This window comes from Alphaproteobacteria bacterium (assembly GCA_037200005.1).
Taxonomy (GTDB): domain Bacteria; phylum Pseudomonadota; class Alphaproteobacteria; order UBA9219; family RFNS01; genus JBBCGY01.
In genome coordinates this window covers 508,682-527,791 of sequence record JBBCGY010000002.1, presented here as the reverse complement: position 1 = coordinate 527,791, position 19,110 = coordinate 508,682, and the positions used below count along the sequence as shown (strand labels likewise).

At 57.1% G+C, this 19,110-nt stretch carries 26 protein-coding genes and 5 pseudogenes; 15 read left to right on the top strand and 16 right to left on the bottom strand.

The genetic code is table 11. The annotated features are described in order from the left end of the window. Nucleotides 1-29 precede the first annotated feature (29 nt). From WDO70_12480 to WDO70_12450, 7 genes and pseudogenes are all read left to right on the top strand, one after another. Nucleotides 30-266, top strand: a complete 237-nt coding sequence (locus WDO70_12480; GenBank protein ID MEJ0063965.1) for a DUF6471 domain-containing protein — start codon at nt 30-32, stop codon at nt 264-266. Between the two features lie 69 nt (nt 267-335). Further along, on the top strand, nt 336-839 hold the full coding sequence (locus WDO70_12475) for a hypothetical protein (protein MEJ0063964.1): 504 nt from the start codon (nt 336-338) through the stop codon (nt 837-839). A 35-nt stretch (nt 840-874) separates the two neighbouring features. Then, nucleotides 875-1,165, top strand: coding sequence for a hypothetical protein (locus WDO70_12470; protein ID MEJ0063963.1), 291 nt, complete (start codon nt 875-877; stop codon nt 1,163-1,165). Continuing rightward, the gene (locus tag WDO70_12465) at nt 1,162-1,614 is read left to right on the top strand and encodes a hypothetical protein (GenBank protein MEJ0063962.1); all 453 of its coding nucleotides are present in this window, start codon (nt 1,162-1,164) and stop codon (nt 1,612-1,614) included. The genes WDO70_12470 and WDO70_12465 overlap by 4 nt, the downstream gene beginning before the upstream one ends. A gap of 333 nt (nt 1,615-1,947) precedes the next feature. After that, on the top strand, nt 1,948-2,394 hold the full coding sequence (locus WDO70_12460) for a GIY-YIG nuclease family protein (GenBank protein ID MEJ0063961.1): 447 nt from the start codon (nt 1,948-1,950) through the stop codon (nt 2,392-2,394). Then, nucleotides 2,339-3,304: pseudogene (locus WDO70_12455) on the top strand (UvrB/UvrC motif-containing protein). Before WDO70_12460 ends, WDO70_12455 begins: the two are co-directional and overlap by 56 nt. Before the next feature lie 58 nt (nt 3,305-3,362). Beyond that, a complete protein-coding gene (locus tag WDO70_12450; protein MEJ0063960.1) occupies nt 3,363-3,899 on the top strand; it encodes a hypothetical protein in 537 nt (178 codons plus the stop codon). Here WDO70_12450 and WDO70_12445 read toward each other — a convergent pair. From WDO70_12445 to WDO70_12425, 5 genes and pseudogenes are all read right to left on the bottom strand, one after another. Beyond that, nucleotides 3,873-4,232: a hypothetical protein gene (locus WDO70_12445; protein ID MEJ0063959.1), complete on the bottom strand. Its 360-nt coding sequence runs from the start codon at nt 4,230-4,232 to the stop codon at nt 3,873-3,875. The two genes, WDO70_12450 and WDO70_12445, sit on opposite strands and share 27 nt — an antisense overlap. A gap of 88 nt (nt 4,233-4,320) precedes the next feature. Continuing rightward, nucleotides 4,321-5,587, bottom strand: a pseudogene (locus WDO70_12440) (glutamate-5-semialdehyde dehydrogenase). Further along, nucleotides 5,587-5,926 (bottom strand): annotated as a pseudogene (locus WDO70_12435) (tRNA-binding protein). Before WDO70_12435 ends, WDO70_12440 begins: the two co-directional pseudogenes overlap by 1 nt. 1 nt (nt 5,927) lies before the next feature. Then, nucleotides 5,928-6,068, bottom strand: a complete 141-nt coding sequence (locus WDO70_12430) for a hypothetical protein (protein MEJ0063958.1) — start codon at nt 6,066-6,068, stop codon at nt 5,928-5,930. Next, entirely contained in the window at nt 6,046-6,894 is an 849-nt protein-coding gene (locus WDO70_12425) for a hypothetical protein (GenBank protein MEJ0063957.1), read from the bottom strand. Before WDO70_12425 ends, WDO70_12430 begins: the two co-directional genes overlap by 23 nt. On the opposite strand from WDO70_12425, the gene WDO70_12420 reads away from it, so the two are divergent. Both WDO70_12420 and pgsA read left to right on the top strand, forming a co-directional pair. Continuing rightward, nucleotides 6,893-7,030, top strand: coding sequence for a hypothetical protein (locus tag WDO70_12420; GenBank protein MEJ0063956.1), 138 nt, complete (start codon nt 6,893-6,895; stop codon nt 7,028-7,030). The two genes, WDO70_12425 and WDO70_12420, sit on opposite strands and share 2 nt — an antisense overlap. A 105-nt stretch (nt 7,031-7,135) precedes the next feature. Beyond that, nucleotides 7,136-7,724: pseudogene (pgsA, locus tag WDO70_12415) on the top strand (CDP-diacylglycerol--glycerol-3-phosphate 3-phosphatidyltransferase). On the opposite strand, the gene WDO70_12410 reads toward pgsA, so the two are convergent. The 4 genes from WDO70_12410 to WDO70_12395 all read right to left on the bottom strand — a co-directional run bounded on the left by WDO70_12410 (nt 7,721) and on the right by WDO70_12395 (nt 9,513). Continuing rightward, a complete protein-coding gene (locus WDO70_12410; GenBank protein ID MEJ0063955.1) occupies nt 7,721-8,092 on the bottom strand; it encodes a S49 family peptidase in 372 nt (123 codons plus the stop codon). The pseudogene pgsA and the gene WDO70_12410 sit on opposite strands and share 4 nt — an antisense overlap. Then, nucleotides 8,092-8,436: a S49 family peptidase gene (locus WDO70_12405; GenBank protein MEJ0063954.1), complete on the bottom strand. Its 345-nt coding sequence runs from the start codon at nt 8,434-8,436 to the stop codon at nt 8,092-8,094. Before WDO70_12405 ends, WDO70_12410 begins: the two co-directional genes overlap by 1 nt. Before the next feature lie 65 nt (nt 8,437-8,501). After that, on the bottom strand, nt 8,502-8,954 hold the full coding sequence (locus tag WDO70_12400) for a S49 family peptidase (GenBank protein MEJ0063953.1): 453 nt from the start codon (nt 8,952-8,954) through the stop codon (nt 8,502-8,504). Further along, nucleotides 8,920-9,513, bottom strand: a complete 594-nt coding sequence (locus WDO70_12395) for a hypothetical protein (GenBank protein MEJ0063952.1) — start codon at nt 9,511-9,513, stop codon at nt 8,920-8,922. Before WDO70_12395 ends, WDO70_12400 begins: the two co-directional genes overlap by 35 nt. A gap of 129 nt (nt 9,514-9,642) precedes the next feature. On the opposite strand from WDO70_12395, the pseudogene rpmG reads away from it, so the two are divergent. Beyond that, nucleotides 9,643-9,808 (top strand): annotated as a pseudogene (gene rpmG / locus WDO70_12390) (50S ribosomal protein L33). Between the two features lie 26 nt (nt 9,809-9,834). Continuing rightward, nucleotides 9,835-10,164 (top strand): hypothetical protein, encoded by a 330-nt coding sequence (locus WDO70_12385; protein ID MEJ0063951.1) that lies wholly within the window; start codon nt 9,835-9,837, stop codon nt 10,162-10,164. A 5-nt stretch (nt 10,165-10,169) separates the two neighbouring features. On the opposite strand, the gene WDO70_12380 is transcribed toward WDO70_12385, so the two are convergent. From WDO70_12380 to WDO70_12370, 3 genes are all read right to left on the bottom strand, one after another. Beyond that, the gene (locus tag WDO70_12380) at nt 10,170-10,535 is read right to left on the bottom strand and encodes a hypothetical protein (GenBank protein ID MEJ0063950.1); all 366 of its coding nucleotides are present in this window, start codon (nt 10,533-10,535) and stop codon (nt 10,170-10,172) included. A 99-nt stretch (nt 10,536-10,634) separates the two neighbouring features. Beyond that, nucleotides 10,635-11,417 (bottom strand): TatD family hydrolase, encoded by a 783-nt coding sequence (locus tag WDO70_12375; protein MEJ0063949.1) that lies wholly within the window; start codon nt 11,415-11,417, stop codon nt 10,635-10,637. 36 nt (nt 11,418-11,453) lie between these two features. After that, on the bottom strand, nt 11,454-12,647 hold the full coding sequence (locus WDO70_12370; GenBank protein MEJ0063948.1) for a hypothetical protein: 1,194 nt from the start codon (nt 12,645-12,647) through the stop codon (nt 11,454-11,456). A gap of 191 nt (nt 12,648-12,838) precedes the next feature. On the opposite strand from WDO70_12370, the gene WDO70_12365 reads away from it, so the two are divergent. Further along, nucleotides 12,839-13,354, top strand: coding sequence for a hypothetical protein (locus WDO70_12365; GenBank protein ID MEJ0063947.1), 516 nt, complete (start codon nt 12,839-12,841; stop codon nt 13,352-13,354). Here WDO70_12365 and metG read toward each other — a convergent pair. Both metG and WDO70_12355 read right to left on the bottom strand, forming a co-directional pair. Then, nucleotides 13,351-14,892: a methionine--tRNA ligase gene (metG, locus tag WDO70_12360; GenBank protein MEJ0063946.1), complete on the bottom strand. Its 1,542-nt coding sequence runs from the start codon at nt 14,890-14,892 to the stop codon at nt 13,351-13,353. The genes WDO70_12365 and metG overlap by 4 nt on opposite strands. Before the next feature lie 15 nt (nt 14,893-14,907). Then, nucleotides 14,908-15,942, bottom strand: a complete 1,035-nt coding sequence (locus tag WDO70_12355; protein ID MEJ0063945.1) for a DNA polymerase III subunit delta' — start codon at nt 15,940-15,942, stop codon at nt 14,908-14,910. A gap of 99 nt (nt 15,943-16,041) precedes the next feature. Here WDO70_12355 and WDO70_12350 point away from each other — a divergent pair, with 99 nt between their 5' ends. Next, nucleotides 16,042-16,254, top strand: coding sequence for a hypothetical protein (locus tag WDO70_12350; GenBank protein ID MEJ0063944.1), 213 nt, complete (start codon nt 16,042-16,044; stop codon nt 16,252-16,254). Between the two features lie 5 nt (nt 16,255-16,259). Further along, a complete protein-coding gene (locus tag WDO70_12345) occupies nt 16,260-16,814 on the top strand; it encodes a hypothetical protein (GenBank protein MEJ0063943.1) in 555 nt (184 codons plus the stop codon). Here the strand turns inward: WDO70_12345 and tmk are convergent. Together tmk and WDO70_12335 are read right to left on the bottom strand one after the other, a co-directional pair. After that, nucleotides 16,811-17,422, bottom strand: coding sequence for a dTMP kinase (gene tmk / locus WDO70_12340; GenBank protein ID MEJ0063942.1), 612 nt, complete (start codon nt 17,420-17,422; stop codon nt 16,811-16,813). The genes WDO70_12345 and tmk overlap by 4 nt on opposite strands. Next, nucleotides 17,419-18,498: a D-alanyl-D-alanine carboxypeptidase family protein gene (locus tag WDO70_12335; GenBank protein MEJ0063941.1), complete on the bottom strand. Its 1,080-nt coding sequence runs from the start codon at nt 18,496-18,498 to the stop codon at nt 17,419-17,421. Before WDO70_12335 ends, tmk begins: the two co-directional genes overlap by 4 nt. A 208-nt stretch (nt 18,499-18,706) precedes the next feature. On the opposite strand from WDO70_12335, the gene WDO70_12330 reads away from it, so the two are divergent. Beyond that, complete coding sequence (locus WDO70_12330; GenBank protein MEJ0063940.1) at nt 18,707-19,066, top strand: hypothetical protein; 360 nt, start codon at nt 18,707-18,709, stop codon at nt 19,064-19,066. Nucleotides 19,067-19,110 lie beyond the last annotated feature (44 nt).

Below are 19,110 nucleotides of genomic sequence, written 5' to 3'. Positions count from 1 at the left end.
CACCACAAACAATATCAATGGGTTAGATCATGCCGGACGACAAGATTGATTGGGCAAAGCGCGTAAAAGGCATTCTCAAGGCCGAATTGAAGCGCCGGAATGTCAGTTACAAGGAACTGGCCGAGAAGCTGGAGGCGGTCGGCGTGAAGGAAAGCGAGCGCAATATCGCTAACAAGCTGGCGCGAGGCAGCTTTACAGCCGTGTTTTTTGTTCAGTGCCTCGCCGCCATAGGATGCCAGAACGTGAGGTTGAAGGAGGACGACTAATAAGGTGTTTGACTCTCCATGCCACAACTACTAATTGCGTAGTGGGGATCAAAAAATTTAGGATATGACATGGCGCAATCTTTCGAGCTTTACAGACTCTCGTTGCTGCCGCGCCCGCTTGATCTCCTGACATATAATCAGAAGCAGCCAACACGAGAAGAGTATCTGCGATCTGTCTTTGCAAAGAAAAGAGCCTTCGATTTTTATAAAAAAACCTTTCATTATGTTCCGGCAGAGAAAGCCGATGCTGGATCATCGATTATAGGACGCATTGGAAGGGCGATTGTCTCTAGCGAGAATTTGTCGCCCGAAGAAGGCCTGAAAGAATCCACTCGGAAATCTTGGAAGGCGGCACTTATGATTATTGATCCGGCTCACCATAAAGACGGGCAAAAATTAGGGTTTGAGGTTGATCCCAAGGTCGGCAGTCCAAGTGGACTCATACAGGCACTTGTGAATGTCATAATGAAGCAATGCCTAATGGCGCATATCATATCGAAGTTCAGCCGATTACAGATGACGCTAGTTTTTGGAAATTCGCCGAAGACAATAAGGGTGAAATTACATCTCTAACGTTTAACTTCATTGCTCCCAATATGTTCGGAAGCGTGGATGAATTATCGAAAGAAATGAAGGATTTTCAAAAACATGAAAAAGCTCAGAAAATCAAGGTAACCCTGCAAAGCAAGGATGGGCTTGATACGGGGACAAAAAAGATTAAAAGCTCGGTTGAGTATGCCACGCGAGGCACCGGAACTATTGTCGCTAAAACGAAGCGCAACAAAACATACAATTCGACAAAAAAGAGAAAGAGGGTTACGATTCCGAAGGATGCCAAAAACAGCGACCATTGGCTGGTCAAGGCCGCTAAAAAGATTGCTGAGGTGATCGGGACGTGAATAAGACGATTGCACGATGCGTGATGATTGTCGCCGTCGGTCTGTGGATCGCAATTGCTATCTTCAGTCCCCATTTGCTTGGCGATAGCAACACTTTCCTAAAGGGCTTTGTGAATCAGGAGTTCATTGGCTTGCTTGGCGTTGTTGTCACAATAACCTTGGCGTCTGCTGCAAACCTTCATCTTGAATTGAACAAATTGGAAGAAAAAGTAAATAAGGCGATATTCAGAAATACCAGAACTTCAGTAAGGCTATCCGCCTATACTATGATTTGGACAATGTTTTTCGGTTTAGTTCTAGTCGTAATTAAACCCCTTATTTGTGGTGGGGATAACGAGTCCGTCTCGGCATTGATTAACGGGGGCGCGCTGCTGATTGTGTTATCAAACATTATAATTTTGGCCGATTTGACTCAGGCCATTTTCAAAATAGAGCCTTCTTTCAAATAGCTCTTAGGTGAGACTGCTACATAATGCCGAAGAATCACCCTTGACTCGCCTTTTGGTTTTTTCTAGCCGCGCCGCGAGTTACGCACACAAGCCTTTTCTATCAGAGACTTGCCGATTTTATATCCCGCTTATGCATCAATGCACCGTCCCGCCGCATCGCGGCATGAATATTTTTATTTTATTTCATAGGCTTGCGAATATGTGCCTATATTTTAATCAGACAGGCCGCATCCCAGCCTTTTCCTGATTTTTTTTCGCGCGTTAAGCACTTTGCCAACATAGTTATCCACAGAAAATGGGGGTAAGATCGAAAGACAGGGAATAGAAGACAGAATGCAAAAACTTTCGTCCAGTTTTGCCGCGGGGGCCGAGATTATCCGCGGCCATATCAAAACCATACCCGAAAGCCCCGGCGTGTACCGGATGCTGGCGGAAAACGGCGAAGCGCTGTATGTCGGCAAGGCCAAGAACCTGAAAAAGCGGGTGCTGGCCTATACCCAGGCCGCGCGGCTGCCGAACCGCCTGCAGCGCATGGTGGGCCTGACGCGCGGCATGGAACTCGTCGTCACGCATACCGAGGCCGAGGCGCTGCTGCTGGAAGCCAATCTGGTGCTGAAGCTCCAGCCGCGCTTCAACATCCTGCTGCGCGACGACAAAAGTTTCCCCTACATCCTGCTCACCGGCGATCATGATTTTCCCGCCGTGACCAAGCATCGCGGGCCGCATGAGCGGCGCGGCTGGTATTTCGGCCCCCTTCGCGTCGGCCCTGGCGGTCAATGAGACGGTGATCCATCTGCAGCGCGCCTTCATGCTGCGGAATTGCTCGGACAATATCTTCAAGTCGCGCACGCGCCCATGCCTGCAATATCACATCAAGCGATGCACCGCGCCCTGCGTCGGCAAGGTCACGGCGGCGCAATACGGCAAACAGGTCGACGAAGCGCGGGCGTTCCTGTCCGGCAAGAACAGCGAACTGCAGCGGGATTTCGCCGAGCAGATGCAAGAGGCGAGCGACAAGCTCGATTACGAAACCGCCGCGAAATTGCGCGACCGCATCAAGATTCTGACGACCATCCAGTCGCGCCAGGATATCCATGTCGCCGGGATCGACGACGCCGACGTTATCGCCGCGCATAAGGAAGGCGGCCATATCGCCATTCAAGTCTTCTTTTTCCGCGCCGGGCGCAATTTCGGCACCCGCACGTATTTTCCGCGCCACGAGCCGGAAGCCGCGATCGAAGAAGTCATGGAGGCGTTCCTGGCGCAATTCTACGCAGAACGCCCTCCCCCGCCGCTGCTGCTGCTCAGCCATATGCCGGACGAAGCGGCGCTGCTGGGCGAAGCGCTGGCCAGCAGAACCAGCCATGCCGTCGATCTCCAGGCGCCGCAGCGCGGCGACAAGAAGCGCCTGACCGATCACGCCGTCGCCAACGCCAAAGCCGCCCTCGCCCGCCGCCAGGCGGAGAGCGCCGCGCAGAACAAGCTGCTGCAAGGCGTGGCGGATTGCTTCCAATTGTCCGACACGCCGAAGCGGATCGAGGTTTACGACAATTCGCATATTCAGGGCCGCCACGCTTCCGGCGCGATGATCGTCGCCGGGCCGGAAGGCTTCGACAAAAAGTCATACCGGAAGTTTAATATCAAAGGGCAGCAGGCAAGCACCGCCGCTCCAGGCTTCGCGGAATCCGCGGGCGGCGACGATTACGCAATGATGCGCGAAGTGATGCTTCGCCGCTTTCGCCGCCTTTATGGAAGAAGATTCCGAGCGCAAGACCGCGCAATGGCCCGATCTGCTGCTGATCGACGGCGGACAGGGGCAGCTCAACGCCGTGACGGAAATTCTCGGCGAACTCGGCCTGACCGACATCATGGCCGTCGGCATCGCCAAGGGGCCGGATCGCGACGCCGGACGGGAGAGATTTTACCTGCCGGACGGCACGAATTTCACGCTGCAGCCCAACGACCCCGTGCTGTTCTATCTGCAGCGCCTCCGCGACGAAGCCCATCGTTTCGTCATCGGCGCGCACCGGCAAAAACGGCAGAAAGCCATAAGCTCGACGCCGCTCGATGACGTCCCCGGCATCGGGCCGACGCGAAAAAAGGCGCTGCTGCACCATTTCGGCTCGGCACGCGCGGTGACGGAAGCGGGGAGTTCACGATTTACAGAAAGCGCCAGGCATCAGCGCCAGTCTGGCGCGGAAGATTTATGCGTGGTTTCATTGAAGAATATTGGGACAAAAATGTTCAGGAGAAAATATTCAGCCCAACCCGAACATCAGATTTGACAAGCCGCCAGCCACATCGGAGCGAACGCATTTCGGCTCATTCGGAGCGGGGTCTGCTTCCAGGGGAGGCTTGAGCAACGCGGCCATTCGGCCTGCCAGCTGGGTATCCAGATGCTTCATGCTGAATTCCGCTCTTCCGGCCAATATTTCATCCAAGCCGGCATTGCTTTTGACCAAACTGCAGAATTCTGTGGCCAAACACATATCGCGGGCAGCAATCCACGCGACTTGCTTATGGAAACCCGCGCCCATTTCCCTGGCGCATTCGACGATCCGGCTCGCCGGCCCTTTAACGATTTCCGTGATCTGATCCAGAGAATAATTCTGCGCCATGGATGCCCCATCGACATATTTGCATGCAATCGCTTCACTCTACCTTATTTTCGCGAAAGTAAATAAAGCGATGTTTGGTTAACGCGGCTTAACCCCTCGCTTGCCCGCTGCCATGCAAGCGATATTGATAGGTCGTCAGCTCCTCCAGCCCCACGGGGCCGCGCGCGTGAAGCTTGCCGGTGGCGATGCCGATCTCCGCCCCTTTGCCGAATTCGCCCCCATCCGCGAATTGCGTCGAGGCATTGTGGATCGCAACCGCGCTGTTCACGTGCCGCAGGAAATAATCCGCCGTTGCGCCATTCTCGGTGATGATCGCGTCGGTATGCTGCGAGCCGTGGCAATTGATGAAATCCACGGCTTCATGCGCATCCGCCACCACGGCCACCGCGATGATCGGCGCGAGGAATTCATGGCCGTAATCGCCCGGCTCCACGCGTTTCAGCAGCGGATGGAACGGCAGCAACGCCTCCGGCGCGCGCACTTCGCAGCCCGCTGCCAGCAAAGCTTCGATGACCGTCCGGCCCGTTGTCGCTACGATATCCCGATGCAGCAGCAGGCATTCGGTCGCGCCGCAGACCGACGGACGCCGCATCTTGGCATTGACCGTCACGGCGATGGCTTTCGCGGCATCGGCTTCGGCATCGATATAGGTATGGCAAATGCCGTCCAGATGGCTGAAGACCGGAATCCGGCTTTCCTGCTGCACCCTGGCGATCAGCGATTTCCCGCCGCGCGGAATGATGACATCGACATAATCCTCAAGCCGCAATAACGCGCCGACCAGTTCGCGGTCCGTCGAAGGCAAAATCTGCACCGCATCGCGCGGCAGGCCGGATGCCGCTAGAGCGTCCTGGATAACGCCCGCCAGCGCCTTCACGCTATGCCAACTTTCGCTTCCTCCGCGCAGAATGCAGGCATTCCCCGATTTTCAAGCATAGCGCGGCGGCATCGACCGTAACATTGGGGCGCGATTCAAAAATAATGCCTATCACGCCGAGCGGGCACGCTGCGTTTTTCGATCCTGAGACCGTTGGGGACGCACCGTTTCGGAAAGCAGCCGGTCGACAGGATCGGGCAGCCCGCGCACCGTATCGACGCCAGCCGCAATCGACGCCAGCCGCGCCCTCTCGTCAAGCCGCAGCCGGTCGAGCTTCGCCTCATCCATGCCCGATTTCCGCGCCGCGTCCATATCGGCGGCGTTTGCGGCGAGAATTTCGCCCGCCCGCGCCCGCAATCCCGCGGCAATCGCCGTCAGCGCCGCATTTTTTTTCCTCAGGGGAAGCCTGCGCCAAAAGCGCCGCCACCGCCTTAGCCTGCCGGCCGATAGAAGTTAGGGGATTATTCGTCATATCCATCAAAACAGCTTCGCTCCGTTTGGAACGGGTTTGTCGGGACTGACGAGCACGACCGCGCCGTTCTCGTCGGGAAAGCCTGTGCAAAGAAATTGCGACATGAAGCCGCCGATATTCCGCTCGCCGAGATTGAGGCAGCCGGACGATTTGCTTGCCGATCAAACTTTCCGGCGTGTAATGCACCGTAAGCTGCTCCGAGCTTTGCCGGACGCCGAATTCCGGGCCGAAATCCACCCAGATTTTATAAGCAGGCTTGCGCGCCTGCGGAAAAGTTTCGGCGCGCACCACAGTACCGGCGCGTAATTCGACGGCGGCGAACTGATCGAAGGGAATAATGTCCATCTCAGCCTTCCGTTCTGTGCAGATGATCGTAATGCACGAAAACCGGCTGCTGTTTCTTTTCCAGCACCGGGCGAAGCTTGCTCGAACCGTAGCGGGCCACGCCGAGCGCGAGCAGTTTTTTATTCTCGTCCACGATCCGCACCAGATCGCCTTTGTCGAAATCGCCGTCGATGGCGCTCAAGCCTACCGGAAGCACGCTGAACACCTTCTCTTCGTCGCGCAGCATGGCGGCAAGACATATGTTGGCGGTCACCGAAGCTTGGGTCATATGGGCTTCGCTGCCGAGCCACCGCTTTACGGCGCCGCGCTTGCCGGATAGCGGCAGGGAAACCGTGCCGGCCCGTTTCGTCGCGCATGATACGGCCGATGATCTCCGGCTCGCGCGCCGAGGCGATATGCGTGCGAATGCCGAGCATGGCCATTTTCTTGGCGATGCCGAGCTTGCTGGCCATGCCGCCGCGCCCGGTTTTCGATTTTCCGACGGTCACGGCGGATTTCTTCTCCTGCCAGTCGATGACGGGAATGACCGCCGCTCCCGGCTCGTCCGGCGGGCAATCATAGACCCCCGCGATGTTCGACAGGATAATCAGGCGGTCGGCATTGAGCATCGCCGCGAGCAGGCCCGCCAGCTCGTCATTGTCGGTGAACATAAGTTCGGTGATGGCGACGCTGTCATTCTCGTTCACGACCGGCAGGATATGCGGTTGCCCATGCAGCATGGCGAACAGATGCGCGATATTCTTGTGATGATCGCGGGTGCGGAAATCCTGCTTCGTCAGCAAAATCTGCGCCGGGATGATGCCGTGGGGCGCCAGCAAATCCTGATACAGCGTCATCAATCTGGGCTGGCCGAGCGCGGCGAGAATCTGCCGCTCCGCCAACCTGGTCGCAATGGCGCAGCGCGCGGCCCTGGGCTGCCAGGATAGTCCGCCCCGTTCCCATCGCGCCCGAAGAGACCAGCACGACATGGGCCCCCTCGCGCTTCAGGGAGGCGATCTCCGCCGCGAGATTGCCGAGCAGGACGGGGTCGGGGTTCCGTCTTCCCGGCTGAGCGCCGCCGTGCCGATTTTAATGACGAGATTCATGGCGCGATATTGGCCGTAAAATTCCCCATAATTCAATGTTTGACCCGCCCGGCAGGCAAATGAACCGTTTTCACCACCGCATTTTCCGGTATATTGTGGGGCAAATCATAGGTAAATATCGTCGATGCTCGATAATCTTCCCAATCAATTGACCGTAGCCCGGATAGCGATCATTCCGATCATTCTGGGGCCTTATCCTGATGTCGGCGACCTGGAGCGCGTGGCTGGCGCTTATCCTGTTCGCGGCGGCGGCGATTACCGACTGGCTCGACGGTTATCTGGCGCGCAAGCAGGCCCTGGTCTCCAGTTTCGGCAAAGTCATGGATGTCATCGCGGACAAATGCTGGTGGCGGCGGTGATCTTGACCTGGCCAATACGCGGGCCATCGACGGCGCGGCGATCATCCCCGCGATCATCATTCTCATGCGCGAAGTTGCCGTGTCCGGGTTGCGCGAGTTCCTGGCGAGGTCAAAGTCAGCGTGCCGGTCAGCAAGCTGTCGAAATGGAAAACCACGCTGCAATTCGTGGCCCTGTCCGTTTCTTATCATCGGCGATTACGGACCTGAGTCGGTGCCGTCGATTCTTATCGGCTCGACCCTGCTGTGGATCTCAGGCGTGCTCACCCTCATTACCGCTGGGATTATTTACAGGCCAATCTCAAGCATCTGGCGGAAGAAAATAAGAATAACCGACCGGATACGACGCTCCATTAATTCAACCCGATGTAAGGCATTCGAGCGACGGGCTGCGCCGCTATGCTCGCGAGCCACTCATGCAATTGATTCATGGCCACGCCGAGATTGGGCATAGAGACTTTCGGCTCGAAATATTGCCTTAGCATCTGTTCCAGCTTTTCCGCGGGCGTTTCTGCGGCGGAAACTGCTATGAGCATGATCAGGTCCGTAGGCTGCAGACCCATGCTGGTCTTGGCATAGGCAATGGCCGCGCTCAAACCGCCCAGTTCATCGACAAGACCGTTCTTGACGGCTTGCGCTCCGGTAAAGACGCGCCCTTTGCTGACCGCCGGCATTTTATCCATCGGAATCTTTCGCGCTTTCGAAACATTCTCGCGGGAAAGTATTATAAGTGTCGTCGATCAACGCATCCATCCGCGCCTGTTCCGCGGGGCGTATAATCATGCAGCATCGACCACATGCCCATATTCCCCCCCGTCTGCAGCACATCCCAATTGATGCCCAGTTTTTCGTATAAGCCCGCAAGAATAAACTTGCCGCCCAGGACGCCGATCGAGCCGGTGAGAGTCGCGGGATCGGCAAAAATCCGGTCGCCGTTCATGGCGATCCAATAGCCGCCGGAACCAGCCATGGCGCCCATCGATATGATGACCCTTCTTGCCTTTGTCCTGCGCTTTGACCAAAGCGCGGCGTATCGTTTCCGAGGCCGACGGCGAGCCGCCGGGACTATCGACGCGGACGATAATCAGCTTCACTTCCTTATCCTCGGCGGCATCGCGCAAGGCTTCGGCCACTTCACGGGCGTCCATGGTCTCGCCGCCGGGAAAGCGGGCTGTAATGCTCGGCGCGATCGGCGATCTCGCCGTGCGCGACGATGAACGCCACCGTCTCTTTCGGCATGGGGTTTTTCTTCATGTCGAGCGGCAAGTCGACATACTCCTCGGGACGCATCATGGCTTTCTTGCCATAGGTGTCATTCATGATTTTATCGATCTCGTCGCTATAGCCGATCTGATCGATCAGTTTTTTATCGAGCGCCTCTTGCGCGGTATACGGCCCTCCGGCCATCAATTCCTTGACCCGCTCGATCGGCAGACTCCGGCTTGCCGCGATCCCGGACGCCAGCTGCTCGTTCATGTCGTCGAGCATCGACTGCATCATTTCACGGGCGGGCGCGGGCATTTTATCTTCGCTCAGGAATTCGAACGCGGTCTTATATTCTTCGCGCTGCACGAAATGCGCTTTCACCCCGGCTTTCTCCAGGGCGGCGCGGGGCGAAAGGCTGTTCTATCTGCAATCCGGACCAGGCCGACCGTGCCGACCGGCTGCACCCAGATTTTTCTCGAAGGGCCGAGGCGAGGTAATAAGCGCTGTTGCTGGGGCCGAAATCGCCGAAGCTGGGAGAAAAAGCATAGGAGAATTTTCCCGCCTCGCGGAATTTCTGCAGGGCGGCCCGAATTTCCTGGCCATGCGCCATATGAGGCAGATTCTTGCCGAACAGCCCGATGACGCCGAGAACATGCGCATCTTTGCTGCCGCGCTCCAGAGCGCCGACGACATCATGCACCGAAACCTCCCGATCCTGGGTCATGGTATCGACGAAAGACCTGAGCGATATCGGCATATCCTCGGCTTCTTCCACCAGGTCGGTGTTAAAATTCACGACCAGAATAATTTTCTCGGGGGATCTTCGGCGGCGCGGACGCCTTATGCATCGCCAGCCAAACGCCTCCAGCGACTGCCAAAACGACCAGAAACCCGATTGCCGCAAAGACGCGACGGTATATTTCATGATTTGCTTGAACATGGCGGCTTCCCTGATAGCGTGATTTTAACCATTAACCGGTTTCTGCTCTTCCGGCAACAAAAGCTTGACAAAATGGCTGATTTTCAAGATGTTCCGGGCTTCCATGGCTGAATTTTCAGGTGAATGACAATGGCTAAGACCAAAAACGCGATCAAGATGCTCAGCGAAGGCGGCACCGGTACTTTCTACGTCACGAAGAAAAACCCGAAAAACAACACCAAAAAGCTCGAACTGAACAAATACGACGCCAAAACTGCGCAAGCACGTCAAATTCAAAGAAGGCAAAATCAAGTAAGGCTGTCTTAGCAACAGGCTTATTCGATGAATGCCATGCCTTCTTCCGCCTCCCCAGCCCCGACCACCCCGCTGGACCTCACCTGGAAACGCATCATAAAAATCTGGTGGGCCTTCTGCTGGCGCGCGGGGTTGCTCGGTCTTATCAGCAGTTTCATCATAGGCCTCGCGGCCGGTTATATGGGTCTTGCCTTAGGCATGGACTCGCAAACATTGGCGGGAATAATTGCCGCCCTCGGCACCCTCATCGGCATCGGCACCGGGCTTATCGCCTTCCGCGCCGTGCTTAAGAAGAAATTTCCCGATTTCCGCATCGCGCTTGTGCCGCTTGCCGGGGAAGACGCGAAACGCCGCTAATCCTTCTACCTGTTCGCATTGCCGGGATTAGGCCGCGGAACCAGCGCAAGGCCAATAAAGAATCCCAACAACCACTCCATATCTTCTTTTGGTTTTTGCGGCTGTAGAAGCGGCGGCTGACAAATCCGTTTAAGCTGCTTGTTCGCCTTGCGCTGGCGATGCCGGCGTTCCGCATCGGCGATGGCGAGAATGGCCTGGCGCTCCGAATCTTCCTCGAAGGCGATATCCTTCATCAGCCGCATCATTTTCGGCGTCATTTTATCGTCGGTCTGCGCCGCGCAACGCATCCGGCCCATCAGGTCGCGCATATCCTTGAGTTTCTCATGGCTCCGCAGCCACGCCCAGGCGGAAACCGGATCAAGTTTTTGCATGAAAGTGAAGCCATTCATGCCCTCAGTGATATCGGAAAAGTCTGAAGCAACTATTTATTTTGATATCGAAATTATATTTTCTATCCTTGAAGTACAGGATCAGTTCACCTTCGTGAACAAGCGGTAAAAATTTTCCGTGGTGATTGCCGCTATTTGGTCGGTTGTTACCCCTTTGACCTGCGCCAAGACGGCGGCGGTATGCACGATAAAAGCCGGTTCGTTTTGTTTGCCGCGATAAGGTTCCGGGGCGAGGAACGGCGCGTCGGTTTCGACCAGCAGCCGGTCGAGCGGCACGTCGCGCGCGATGGCGCGCAATTCCTCGGATTTCTTGAAGGTCAGGATGCCGGAAAAGGATATGTAAAATCCCATCGCCAGCGCCGCTTCGGCCAATATGCGCTTCGAGCTGAAGCAATGCATCACGCCATGCAGTTTGTCTTCCTTGCCGCGCCGCTCCTCGGCGATAAGGGAGGCCGTGTCTTCCTCGGCATCGCGGCTATGCACGATCATCGGCAGGCCGGTTGCGATGCAGGCGCGCATATGCTCGCGGAAGCTTTCCTGCTGCCGCTGCCTGGGCGCGGTATCGTAAAAATAATCGAGGCCGGTTTCCCCCAGCGCGGCGATTTTCGGATGATCGGCCTTCGCCGCCAAATCAGCCGCCGTCACCTGCTCGCCGTCCTCGGCCACATGATGCGGATGCACGCCGATGGTGCAGAACACGTCGGGATAGGATTCCGCGACGCCGATCACCTGCCGCGCTTTCGTGATATGCGTCGAGATCGTCAGAAACCGGCCCACCCCCGCCGCGCGCGCGCGCTCGACGACGCCCTGCTGATCCTTCGCAAGCGCCGGGAAGTCGAGATGGCAGTGGGAGTCGATAAGCATGCATGATTGGTAAATTCATGCCCGCCGAGAGTCAATTCATGGCGTATGAGTCGGCACGGCGACCGGCGACGATTTGGGCTGCGGGTGCGGCGGGCCAAGCTCGGCAATCAGCTGCGCATAGGTTTCCTGGCAGATATTGCGCGAGGAATCCCGGATCAGCTGGTTGGCGATGGCCGGGCCTTGCTGCGTTAAACTGTCGGGCTTGAGCAGTTCCATGATCTGCTCATAGCTGAACCCAGCCGAGACGATCTTCACCGCCCCCGCATCTTCCGCTCCGTCCCATCTGGATTCGCCGGGCATATTCTTCCATGACGGGCGCATGATGATGATCTTTGCAGGCGAAGTATCATCGTTGACGCTCAGCGCTAGATGGTGCGGCGTACTGCCATTGCCGAGAATAATCGCTTTATGGTGAAGCCCGGCTATCAGAAACGCCGTCGCCGGCTCCTCGAAATTGTTCCAATCGATGCCGAGATTGGTCGCTTGCGGCGCGAGGCCCTGCTGATTAAATTCGTCGATGCGCTCCTGCAATTGCACCGCGTTGCCATGCAAAGCGAAGACCGGAATGATCGCTTCGCCTCGCTGAGCTGCCTCTTTCTGGAAAGCGGCGATGCCGGGAATATGATCCTCGGCCCATACCGACTTCACCATGCCGCCAAGTTTCTTCGCACCGGCATTGGCTTCGGAGTCCGTCAGCGATTTGCCGCCGAAGAAGAACAGAAACGTCGCGGGCGCGTCGGGTGGAAGCCCGGCTTCCTGCCGTCCCGCCGAGGCGGCCTGTATCAGCCGGGCAATCATGGATTCATATTTATCATCCGAAGGGTCAAACCAAGAAATAGGCTTAGCCAGCAGCATGCCCGCAGGCGAAGGAGAGGGAATGAGCTTATAGAATTCCGGGCCATTGGCATGAAGTTTTTGTACAATTTCCGCATTCGTGATAACGCTGGCCCCCGACTGCTGCGAAAGCTGTTCGACGATCGCTTGCTGCGCGGGCGTAACTTCGGCGGAGCCTGGAATATCCGTGCGCTTATAGGGATAGGCGACAGAAACATCGACGCGCCAAGATTCGGCGCCATCCGCGACCATGGCCTGAAAACGCTCATCCGCATGCAGCTCGAATTGCGCCGGTGCGCCACCGACCTTCAGTGAAGACGCATAAGCGAAGACATGACCGATGATATCGGTGGCGTAACCGGCGGAATTCGGAATGGGAACAATGAATTTTTGCACGTTCTACTCATAATAAAAAATCGGCTGGCTGAGCCTATATCCGGTCGACACTATATCAATTCTTCCGCACCGCCAAAACTTTCATTTTGTCCTGGTTAACCATAAAAAAAGCCCATCGCCGGGCGAAAGCTTTCAGCATTACTTTCGGCGTTTCGATGCTATATTCGCCTGAAGCAAGCAAGAGGAATTATATGAAACGCGCTCTTATTACAGTCATAGACGACGCCTCCATAGCGCCAATAAAACAAGGCCTGCGCTCGATCGATCTCGCTGAACGCGAGAGAGCGGTCGCCCATATCGCGCAATACGGCAAATATAACGAGCATGTGCGCGCCGCAGGAATTCGCCTGGCCTCGGCTCTTCATATCGTCGCCAGCGACGCCGACGGCGGCATCCATTATCAAATCGCCAGTGCCGCGAAGAATCTATTTCAACGCAGCGGCGCGATTGCCAATCCCGAACAACGCCTGGACCTTCTTGAGACTCTGCGTGACGTCAGCCGCGCTCAGGCACAGGTGCTGACCAGGCAAGGATATCCCAGCGATCCGGAAGAAAGACAATCTTGGGACGCGACCTTCGCCAGAGCGGTTTATGAAGGCACCGTCGCGCAGAATCTCGACGCTCTCGAACAGCTTATCGATCCCAGCAAGCCATCGCTTCACGAATGGCACAGCAGGTTCGCCGCCGCCGCATCGCCCCGGCCTTAAATTATTTCTTCCACATATCTCGGAAACACGCCGCTCGGCGCGGGGAGTTCTATTCCCGGCGTCAAGGCAATCGTCGGCGCGAGCGTCGCGAAGCTGCGCTCGTCCGCCGGAACGGCAAGCTGATCCAGCAATTTATCCATCGCCAGCGGCATGAAAGGCTGGGCAAGAATGGCGAGACGGCGCACCACTTCGACGACATGATACAACACGCTGCCCATGCGCGCGGGATCGGTCTTCTTCAGCGCCCATGGCGCTTGCTCGTCGATATAGCGGTTCCCAGCGCCGATGACAGCCCATAGCGCCTCAAGCGCCTTGTGGAACTGCTTGCCCTCCATTTCGGCGCGGACGATCTGCAATAAATCGTCGGCGGCGCCGCGCAAGGCGTGATCGGCCTCGGTCATCGGCCCCGGCTCCGGCAGCTTGCCGCCGCAATTCTTCGCGATCATCGACAGGCTGCGCTGCGCCAGATTGCCGAAATCATTGGCGAGATCGCTGTTGATCCGCTGCGTCAGCGTCTCATGCGAGATGTTCCCATCCTGGCCATAGGCGATGTCGCGCAGCAGGAAATAGCGAATCTGATCGACGCCGTATTTCTCGGCCAGATCGCCGGGCGTGATGACATTGCCGACCGACTTCGACATTTTCTCGCCTTTGTTATAGATAAAACCGTGCGCGAAAATGCATTTCGGCAGTGGCAGACCCGCCGCCCAGAGAAACGCGGGCCAGTAAACCGCATGGAAGCGGATGATATCCTTGCCGACCATATGCGCGTCGCAGGGCCAGAAATCCGCCATCAGCGCGGTTTCGGCGGGATAGCCGAGCGCGGTGATGTAATTCGCCAGCGCGTCGATCCAGACATACATGACATGCTTGGGCGCGTCCGGCACCGGCACGCCCCAGTCGAACAGCGTGCGCGAAATCGACAAATCGCGCAGGTCGCCCTTGACGAAACTGACGATTTCGTTGCGGCGCGTGGCGGGACCGATGAAATCCGGCTGCGATTCATAGAGAGCCAGCAATTTTTCCTTATAGGCCGAAAGGCGGAAAAAATAACTCTCTTCCTCCATCCATTCCACCGGCGCGCCGCCGGGCGCGAGTTTCTTGCCGTCCGCCGCTTCCGTCAGTTCGTCTTCGGTGAAATAGGCTTCGTCGCGAACCGAATACCATCCCGCGTATTTATCCAGGTAGATATCGCCTTTCGCCTCCAGCTTTTTCCAAAATTCCTGCACGGCGGCCTTATGGCGCGGCTCGCTCGTGCGGATAAAATTGTCGTTCGTGATCATGAATTGCGCGCGCATGGCGGCGAACAATTCGTTGACCCGGTCGACCATGGCCTGCGGCGTGATGCCCTGCTTCTCGGCAGTCTGCTGCACCTTCTGGCCGTGATCGTCCATGCCGGTGAGGAAATGCACCTTATAGCCGTCGAGCCGCTTGAACCGCGCCAAGGCATCGGTCGCAATCGCCTCATAGGCATGCCCGATATGCGGCGCGCCGTTGCTGTACGGAATGGCGGTGGTGATGGAGAAGGTTTTGGACACTGGATATTCCTGTTTCTAAGCGGCAGCAGCGAGAATTTGCTGCAAATTATTCAGCATGATAAGGCGGCGATCAAGGCTGGCGGTTTGCGCCAGCGCGAATTGCTGGCCGCAATTCTCCGCGACATCGAACCAGACGGCAAGAGGCTTGACGGCCATGCGCCGCATCAGCTGCCCCTCGCCCGGAATGATTTCCTGCGCTTCGCCGGTCGCCGCCATATGCCGCAGGCGCACCAGCCAATCTTCGCAGAACCGGGCGATAAGATTGAACCGTTCGCGCTCGACCTTGCCGCTGCCCGTGAAACGCAGCAGCGCCGCGTTCCTCTCCCTGGGCGAGGTTTGCAGCAGGTTCAGAAAATCGCGGTAAATCTCCAAACCGTCATGGGCCAGAATATCGAGCGCACGGCCCGGGCTTCCCTGCGCCATGCGATGGAGAATCTTCGCGTCATCGCCGGAGCATTCGGCAAGGCGGTCGCCCAGCACCTCGTTCATCTGCGCGTCATCGAGCGGCGACAACCGCAAGGGGCGGCAGCGCGAGCGGATGGTGGGCAACAGCTTGCCCGGCGTCACGGCGGTCATGAGGATCAGGCTGCGCGGCGGCGGCTCCTCGAGAATTTTCAGCAGCGCGTTGGCGGCGTTGCGATTCAGCGCGTCGGCGCGCTTGACGATGGCGATGCGCCAGCCGCCATGGCTGGACGTCAGCTGAAAGAACGCCGTCAGGTCGCGAACCTGATCGATGGGAATTTCTTCCTTCATCACGCCGGTCTTGGGGTCGACGGGCCTTTCCAGAACCTTTAAATCCGGATGCGCGCCGCCGGCAATCAGCCGGTAATTGCGCTCCTGCACGTCCAGAGCGCCAATTTTTTGCCGTCCCTCCGACAGCAGGTAATTCGCGCAGTGAAACGCGAAACTGGCCTTGCCGATTCCCTCCGTCCCGTGAATCAGCCAAGCATGATGCAGGCGCGACGCCGCGGCCTGCATGAAGGCCGCAATCGCGTCTTCATGGCCTATGAGTCGGGGGTTGCCATGGGCCTCGGAAAGGGCTTCATTCATCGGAATTCCGGTCTTCTGGCGTCTGAAAGTAAAAAAACGATAGTCGGTTCATTCTTTGACCATATATACAGATAGCATACAGCAGCAAGGCTATATTCAATGGCGATATCCGATATTTACCATGGTTTCCGCCGCACGGCGCGTGAAGTTTCGCGGCAAGCCGTGAACAGCACACAGGATATAGCGCGCTCAATCGTCCAGCAAGGAATGAAGACGGCCCTAACAAATGTATATCCGAGCAAATTTACGGGCCTGACCTCCTTCGCGGCCGATGTTTTTACGGCATTTCGTCATACCAAAACGGCAGCATAGCAGGCGTGCTGTCATCCATAGGTTTTGCGGCGACTTCGGTCTGCCTTTTTCTCTACGGCGATCCCAAGATCAAGGCAGGACAGACGGAAAATTACACCGATGCCCAGGACGCCGACATTTCGCCCGCGCGGCGCGCCCTCAATCCCCAGGCCTATCCATGGGAAACATTTGCCCTGGGCAGAATGCCATCTTATATCGGCATGATTGCCTCGGGAACGACAAGCGGTCATTGGACAGAGATTCCGGCGGGACTCTTGTGCCTGACGGCGGCAGCGTTCAAATTCGTGCCTGAGCGAGGAACCGACGCGAACGAAGCTTCCCCTTCTGCCGTCACGGGACAATTCAGAAAAGCCGCGGCGCGCATGACGAATTACGTAACAAAAAATCCGGTGCGCAGCGCCGGCATATGCTACAATCTTTCCAATATCCCTTATGCGGGTGGAGCTCTGTTTACCCGTGACGTTCCGAAAATCATTTCCGCCCTGACCTATATCGTACCGGATGTCATGACCTTATTCGGGCGCAAGCGGGCAAAGCAGCAGCCTCCGACGCCGGTTTAAGGACTTGCCGCCCGCCAGATTTGCTCGCTTACATTCTCGGCAGGCTGCGACGCGTCAATCACCCGCCACGCCGCCGGATTTTCCGCCGCGAGCCGCAAATAGCCCTGGCGCAGCTTTTCGTGAAATTCGTCCGGCTGGCGTTCATAGCGATCGAGATTGCGCGCCGAGATTCTTTCGCGCGCCGCCGCGACCGGAACATCGAGCAGTAGGGTCAAGTCGGACTGGAAATCCTCCGCCACCATACGATAGAGCGTTTCCACCTTGTCGCGGCCCAGTCCCATCACGATGCCTTGATAGACAATCGTCGAGCCGACGAAGCGATCCGAAATCACCCACGTCCCGGCATCGAGCTTCGGCCATATGGTCTTGGTTAGGTGCTCGCGCCGCGCGGCGAAAATGAGCAAAAGCTCGGTCAGCGCGTCCCATTCCTCGTCGCGATCGGCAAGCCATAGCTTGCGGATATCTTCGGCGGAAGGCGATCCGCCGACTTCGCGGGTGACATGGGTCTTCAGGCCCGCCGCCGCCAGCCTTTCGGCCAGAAGCCGGGCTTGCGTGGACTTCCCGGCCCCCTCCCCGCCTTCGAGAGTGATGAAGCGCCCGCGCGTCACGTCTGCTTGCCGCCTAGCAGCAAGCTGAGTTTGGCGGCCAGCGAGGCGAAGAACCCCTTCCTGGCCACACTTTCACCGGCAATGAGCGGCGTTTCGACGGCGGGACTCCCCGGCACGGTCACGATAAGCTTGCCGAGTTTTTGGCCTTTGGCGATGGGCGCTGTAACAGGCTGCTGATATTCGATGGCGGCATGCAATCCGCCGCGCGCGGAAACCGGCAGCGTCATCGCGATATCCTGTGCGGCGACCACGGAAACCTCGGCGCTTTCGCCCAGCCAGGTTTTAGCGCTTGCCAGCTTTTGCCCGGCCTTGGCGATGGCGTAAGTGCTGAACTCGTGGAATCCGTATTCCAGCAGCCGCGCCGATTCATCGGCCCGCGCCTGCATGTCCGATAGGCCGTTCACCACCAGCACCAGCCGCCTGCCGTCCCGGACGGCGGAGGCGATCATGCCGTAGCCCGCATCTTCCGCATGGCCGGTCTTGACGCCATCGACGCCGATATTGCGGTAGAGCAGCGGATTGCGGTTGCCTTGCTTAATTTTGTTATAGGTGAATTCATGTTCGCCGAAATAGCGGTAATCTTCGGGAAAATCCCGCATCAGGGCCAGCGACAATTTCGCCAGATCGTCCGGCGTGGAATAATGCTGCGGATCAGGCAGGCCGGTCGCATTGACGAAATGACTATTCGTCAGGCCGAGCTTGGCGGCGGTTTCGTTCATGCGGTTGGCGAAGGACTCCTCGGTGCCGCCGACCGCCTCGGCCAAAGCCACCGAAGCGTCATTGCCGGACTGGATCGCCACGCCCCGGATCAAATCCTCGACCTTCACCTGCGTGCCGACATCGATGAACATGCGCGAGCCTTCCATCTTCCAGGCATGCTCGCTGACCGGCACCATCTCGTCCAGCTTCAGCTTGCCCTGCTTGATAGCGTCGAACACCAGATACATCGTCATGATCTTGCTCATCGACGACGTCGGCATCCGCTCGTTGGCTTTTTTATCGAAAAGCACCGTGCCGGTCGTGGCGTCGATCAGCACCGCCTGCTCCGCCTCGCTCTCGAACGCGGGGGCGGCCATGGCCGGAATCGGGCAAAGGAAAGAAGCAAAAGAAGAATAAGAAAAGGCATGGTCGGTTCCCGCACGATTTTACCTGAATCACTTCTGGTTAACACATCTCTGGCATCGCGGCAAAGCGGGCAAAACATGAAAGTATTTCGGCTATTCACGCATGCGCAATCATGGGTTATGATCGGCGAAGCATATTAAACCCAAAGGAAATATTATCATGAGCGAATTTCAGGGCGATTTAGATTCAGGCTTCAGAAGCGCCGCCGCCGAGAGCACGAAACCGGAAACCGTCGCGGATGTGTTCCAACATGCTATTAAGGCCGCAGAGCAGGCATATCAAGAACCCAACCGTACGGGCGCGATCGAAGCCCTTGATCGTTTGCAGCGCTATATTCGCGAAGGTGATGTAGACATTATTCGATACAGTAAAGATTTGCTTGTTAACATATGTTCCGCCAATGGGCGGCAGAGGCAGCTTTTCGCCAAACCTATGCTGGCCGTGGCAACCGTTCTTCTGGAAACAGGATATGAGCATGCGCGTGGCGTCGCCCAAAAAAGCCGCTGGTTTTGCCTATGATAACGCGCCCGATACAACCAATATCGAATTCCTCAATATAGCTC

Coding starts and splice junctions, on each gene's coding strand:
- WDO70_12480 (MEJ0063965.1), top strand. CDS start 30: ATGCCGGACGACAAGATTGATTGGGCAAAGCGCGTAAAAGGCATTCTC.
- WDO70_12475 (MEJ0063964.1), top strand. CDS start 336: ATGGCGCAATCTTTCGAGCTTTACAGACTCTCGTTGCTGCCGCGCCCG.
- WDO70_12460 (MEJ0063961.1), top strand. CDS start 1,948: ATGCAAAAACTTTCGTCCAGTTTTGCCGCGGGGGCCGAGATTATCCGC.
- WDO70_12450 (MEJ0063960.1), top strand. CDS start 3,363: ATGGAAGAAGATTCCGAGCGCAAGACCGCGCAATGGCCCGATCTGCTG.
- WDO70_12445 (MEJ0063959.1), bottom strand. CDS start 4,232: ATGGCGCAGAATTATTCTCTGGATCAGATCACGGAAATCGTTAAAGGG.
- WDO70_12420 (MEJ0063956.1), top strand. CDS start 6,893: ATGGGCCCCCTCGCGCTTCAGGGAGGCGATCTCCGCCGCGAGATTGCC.
- WDO70_12425 (MEJ0063957.1), bottom strand. CDS start 6,894: ATGTCGTGCTGGTCTCTTCGGGCGCGATGGGAACGGGGCGGACTATCC.
- WDO70_12395 (MEJ0063952.1), bottom strand. CDS start 9,513: ATGTTCAAGCAAATCATGAAATATACCGTCGCGTCTTTGCGGCAATCG.
- WDO70_12385 (MEJ0063951.1), top strand. CDS start 9,835: ATGAATGCCATGCCTTCTTCCGCCTCCCCAGCCCCGACCACCCCGCTG.
- WDO70_12380 (MEJ0063950.1), bottom strand. CDS start 10,535: ATGCAAAAACTTGATCCGGTTTCCGCCTGGGCGTGGCTGCGGAGCCAT.
- WDO70_12375 (MEJ0063949.1), bottom strand. CDS start 11,417: ATGCTTATCGACTCCCACTGCCATCTCGACTTCCCGGCGCTTGCGAAG.
- WDO70_12365 (MEJ0063947.1), top strand. CDS start 12,839: ATGAAACGCGCTCTTATTACAGTCATAGACGACGCCTCCATAGCGCCA.
- WDO70_12355 (MEJ0063945.1), bottom strand. CDS start 15,942: ATGAATGAAGCCCTTTCCGAGGCCCATGGCAACCCCCGACTCATAGGC.
- WDO70_12350 (MEJ0063944.1), top strand. CDS start 16,042: ATGGCGATATCCGATATTTACCATGGTTTCCGCCGCACGGCGCGTGAA.
- WDO70_12335 (MEJ0063941.1), bottom strand. CDS start 18,498: ATGGCCGCCCCCGCGTTCGAGAGCGAGGCGGAGCAGGCGGTGCTGATC.
- WDO70_12330 (MEJ0063940.1), top strand. CDS start 18,707: ATGAGCGAATTTCAGGGCGATTTAGATTCAGGCTTCAGAAGCGCCGCC.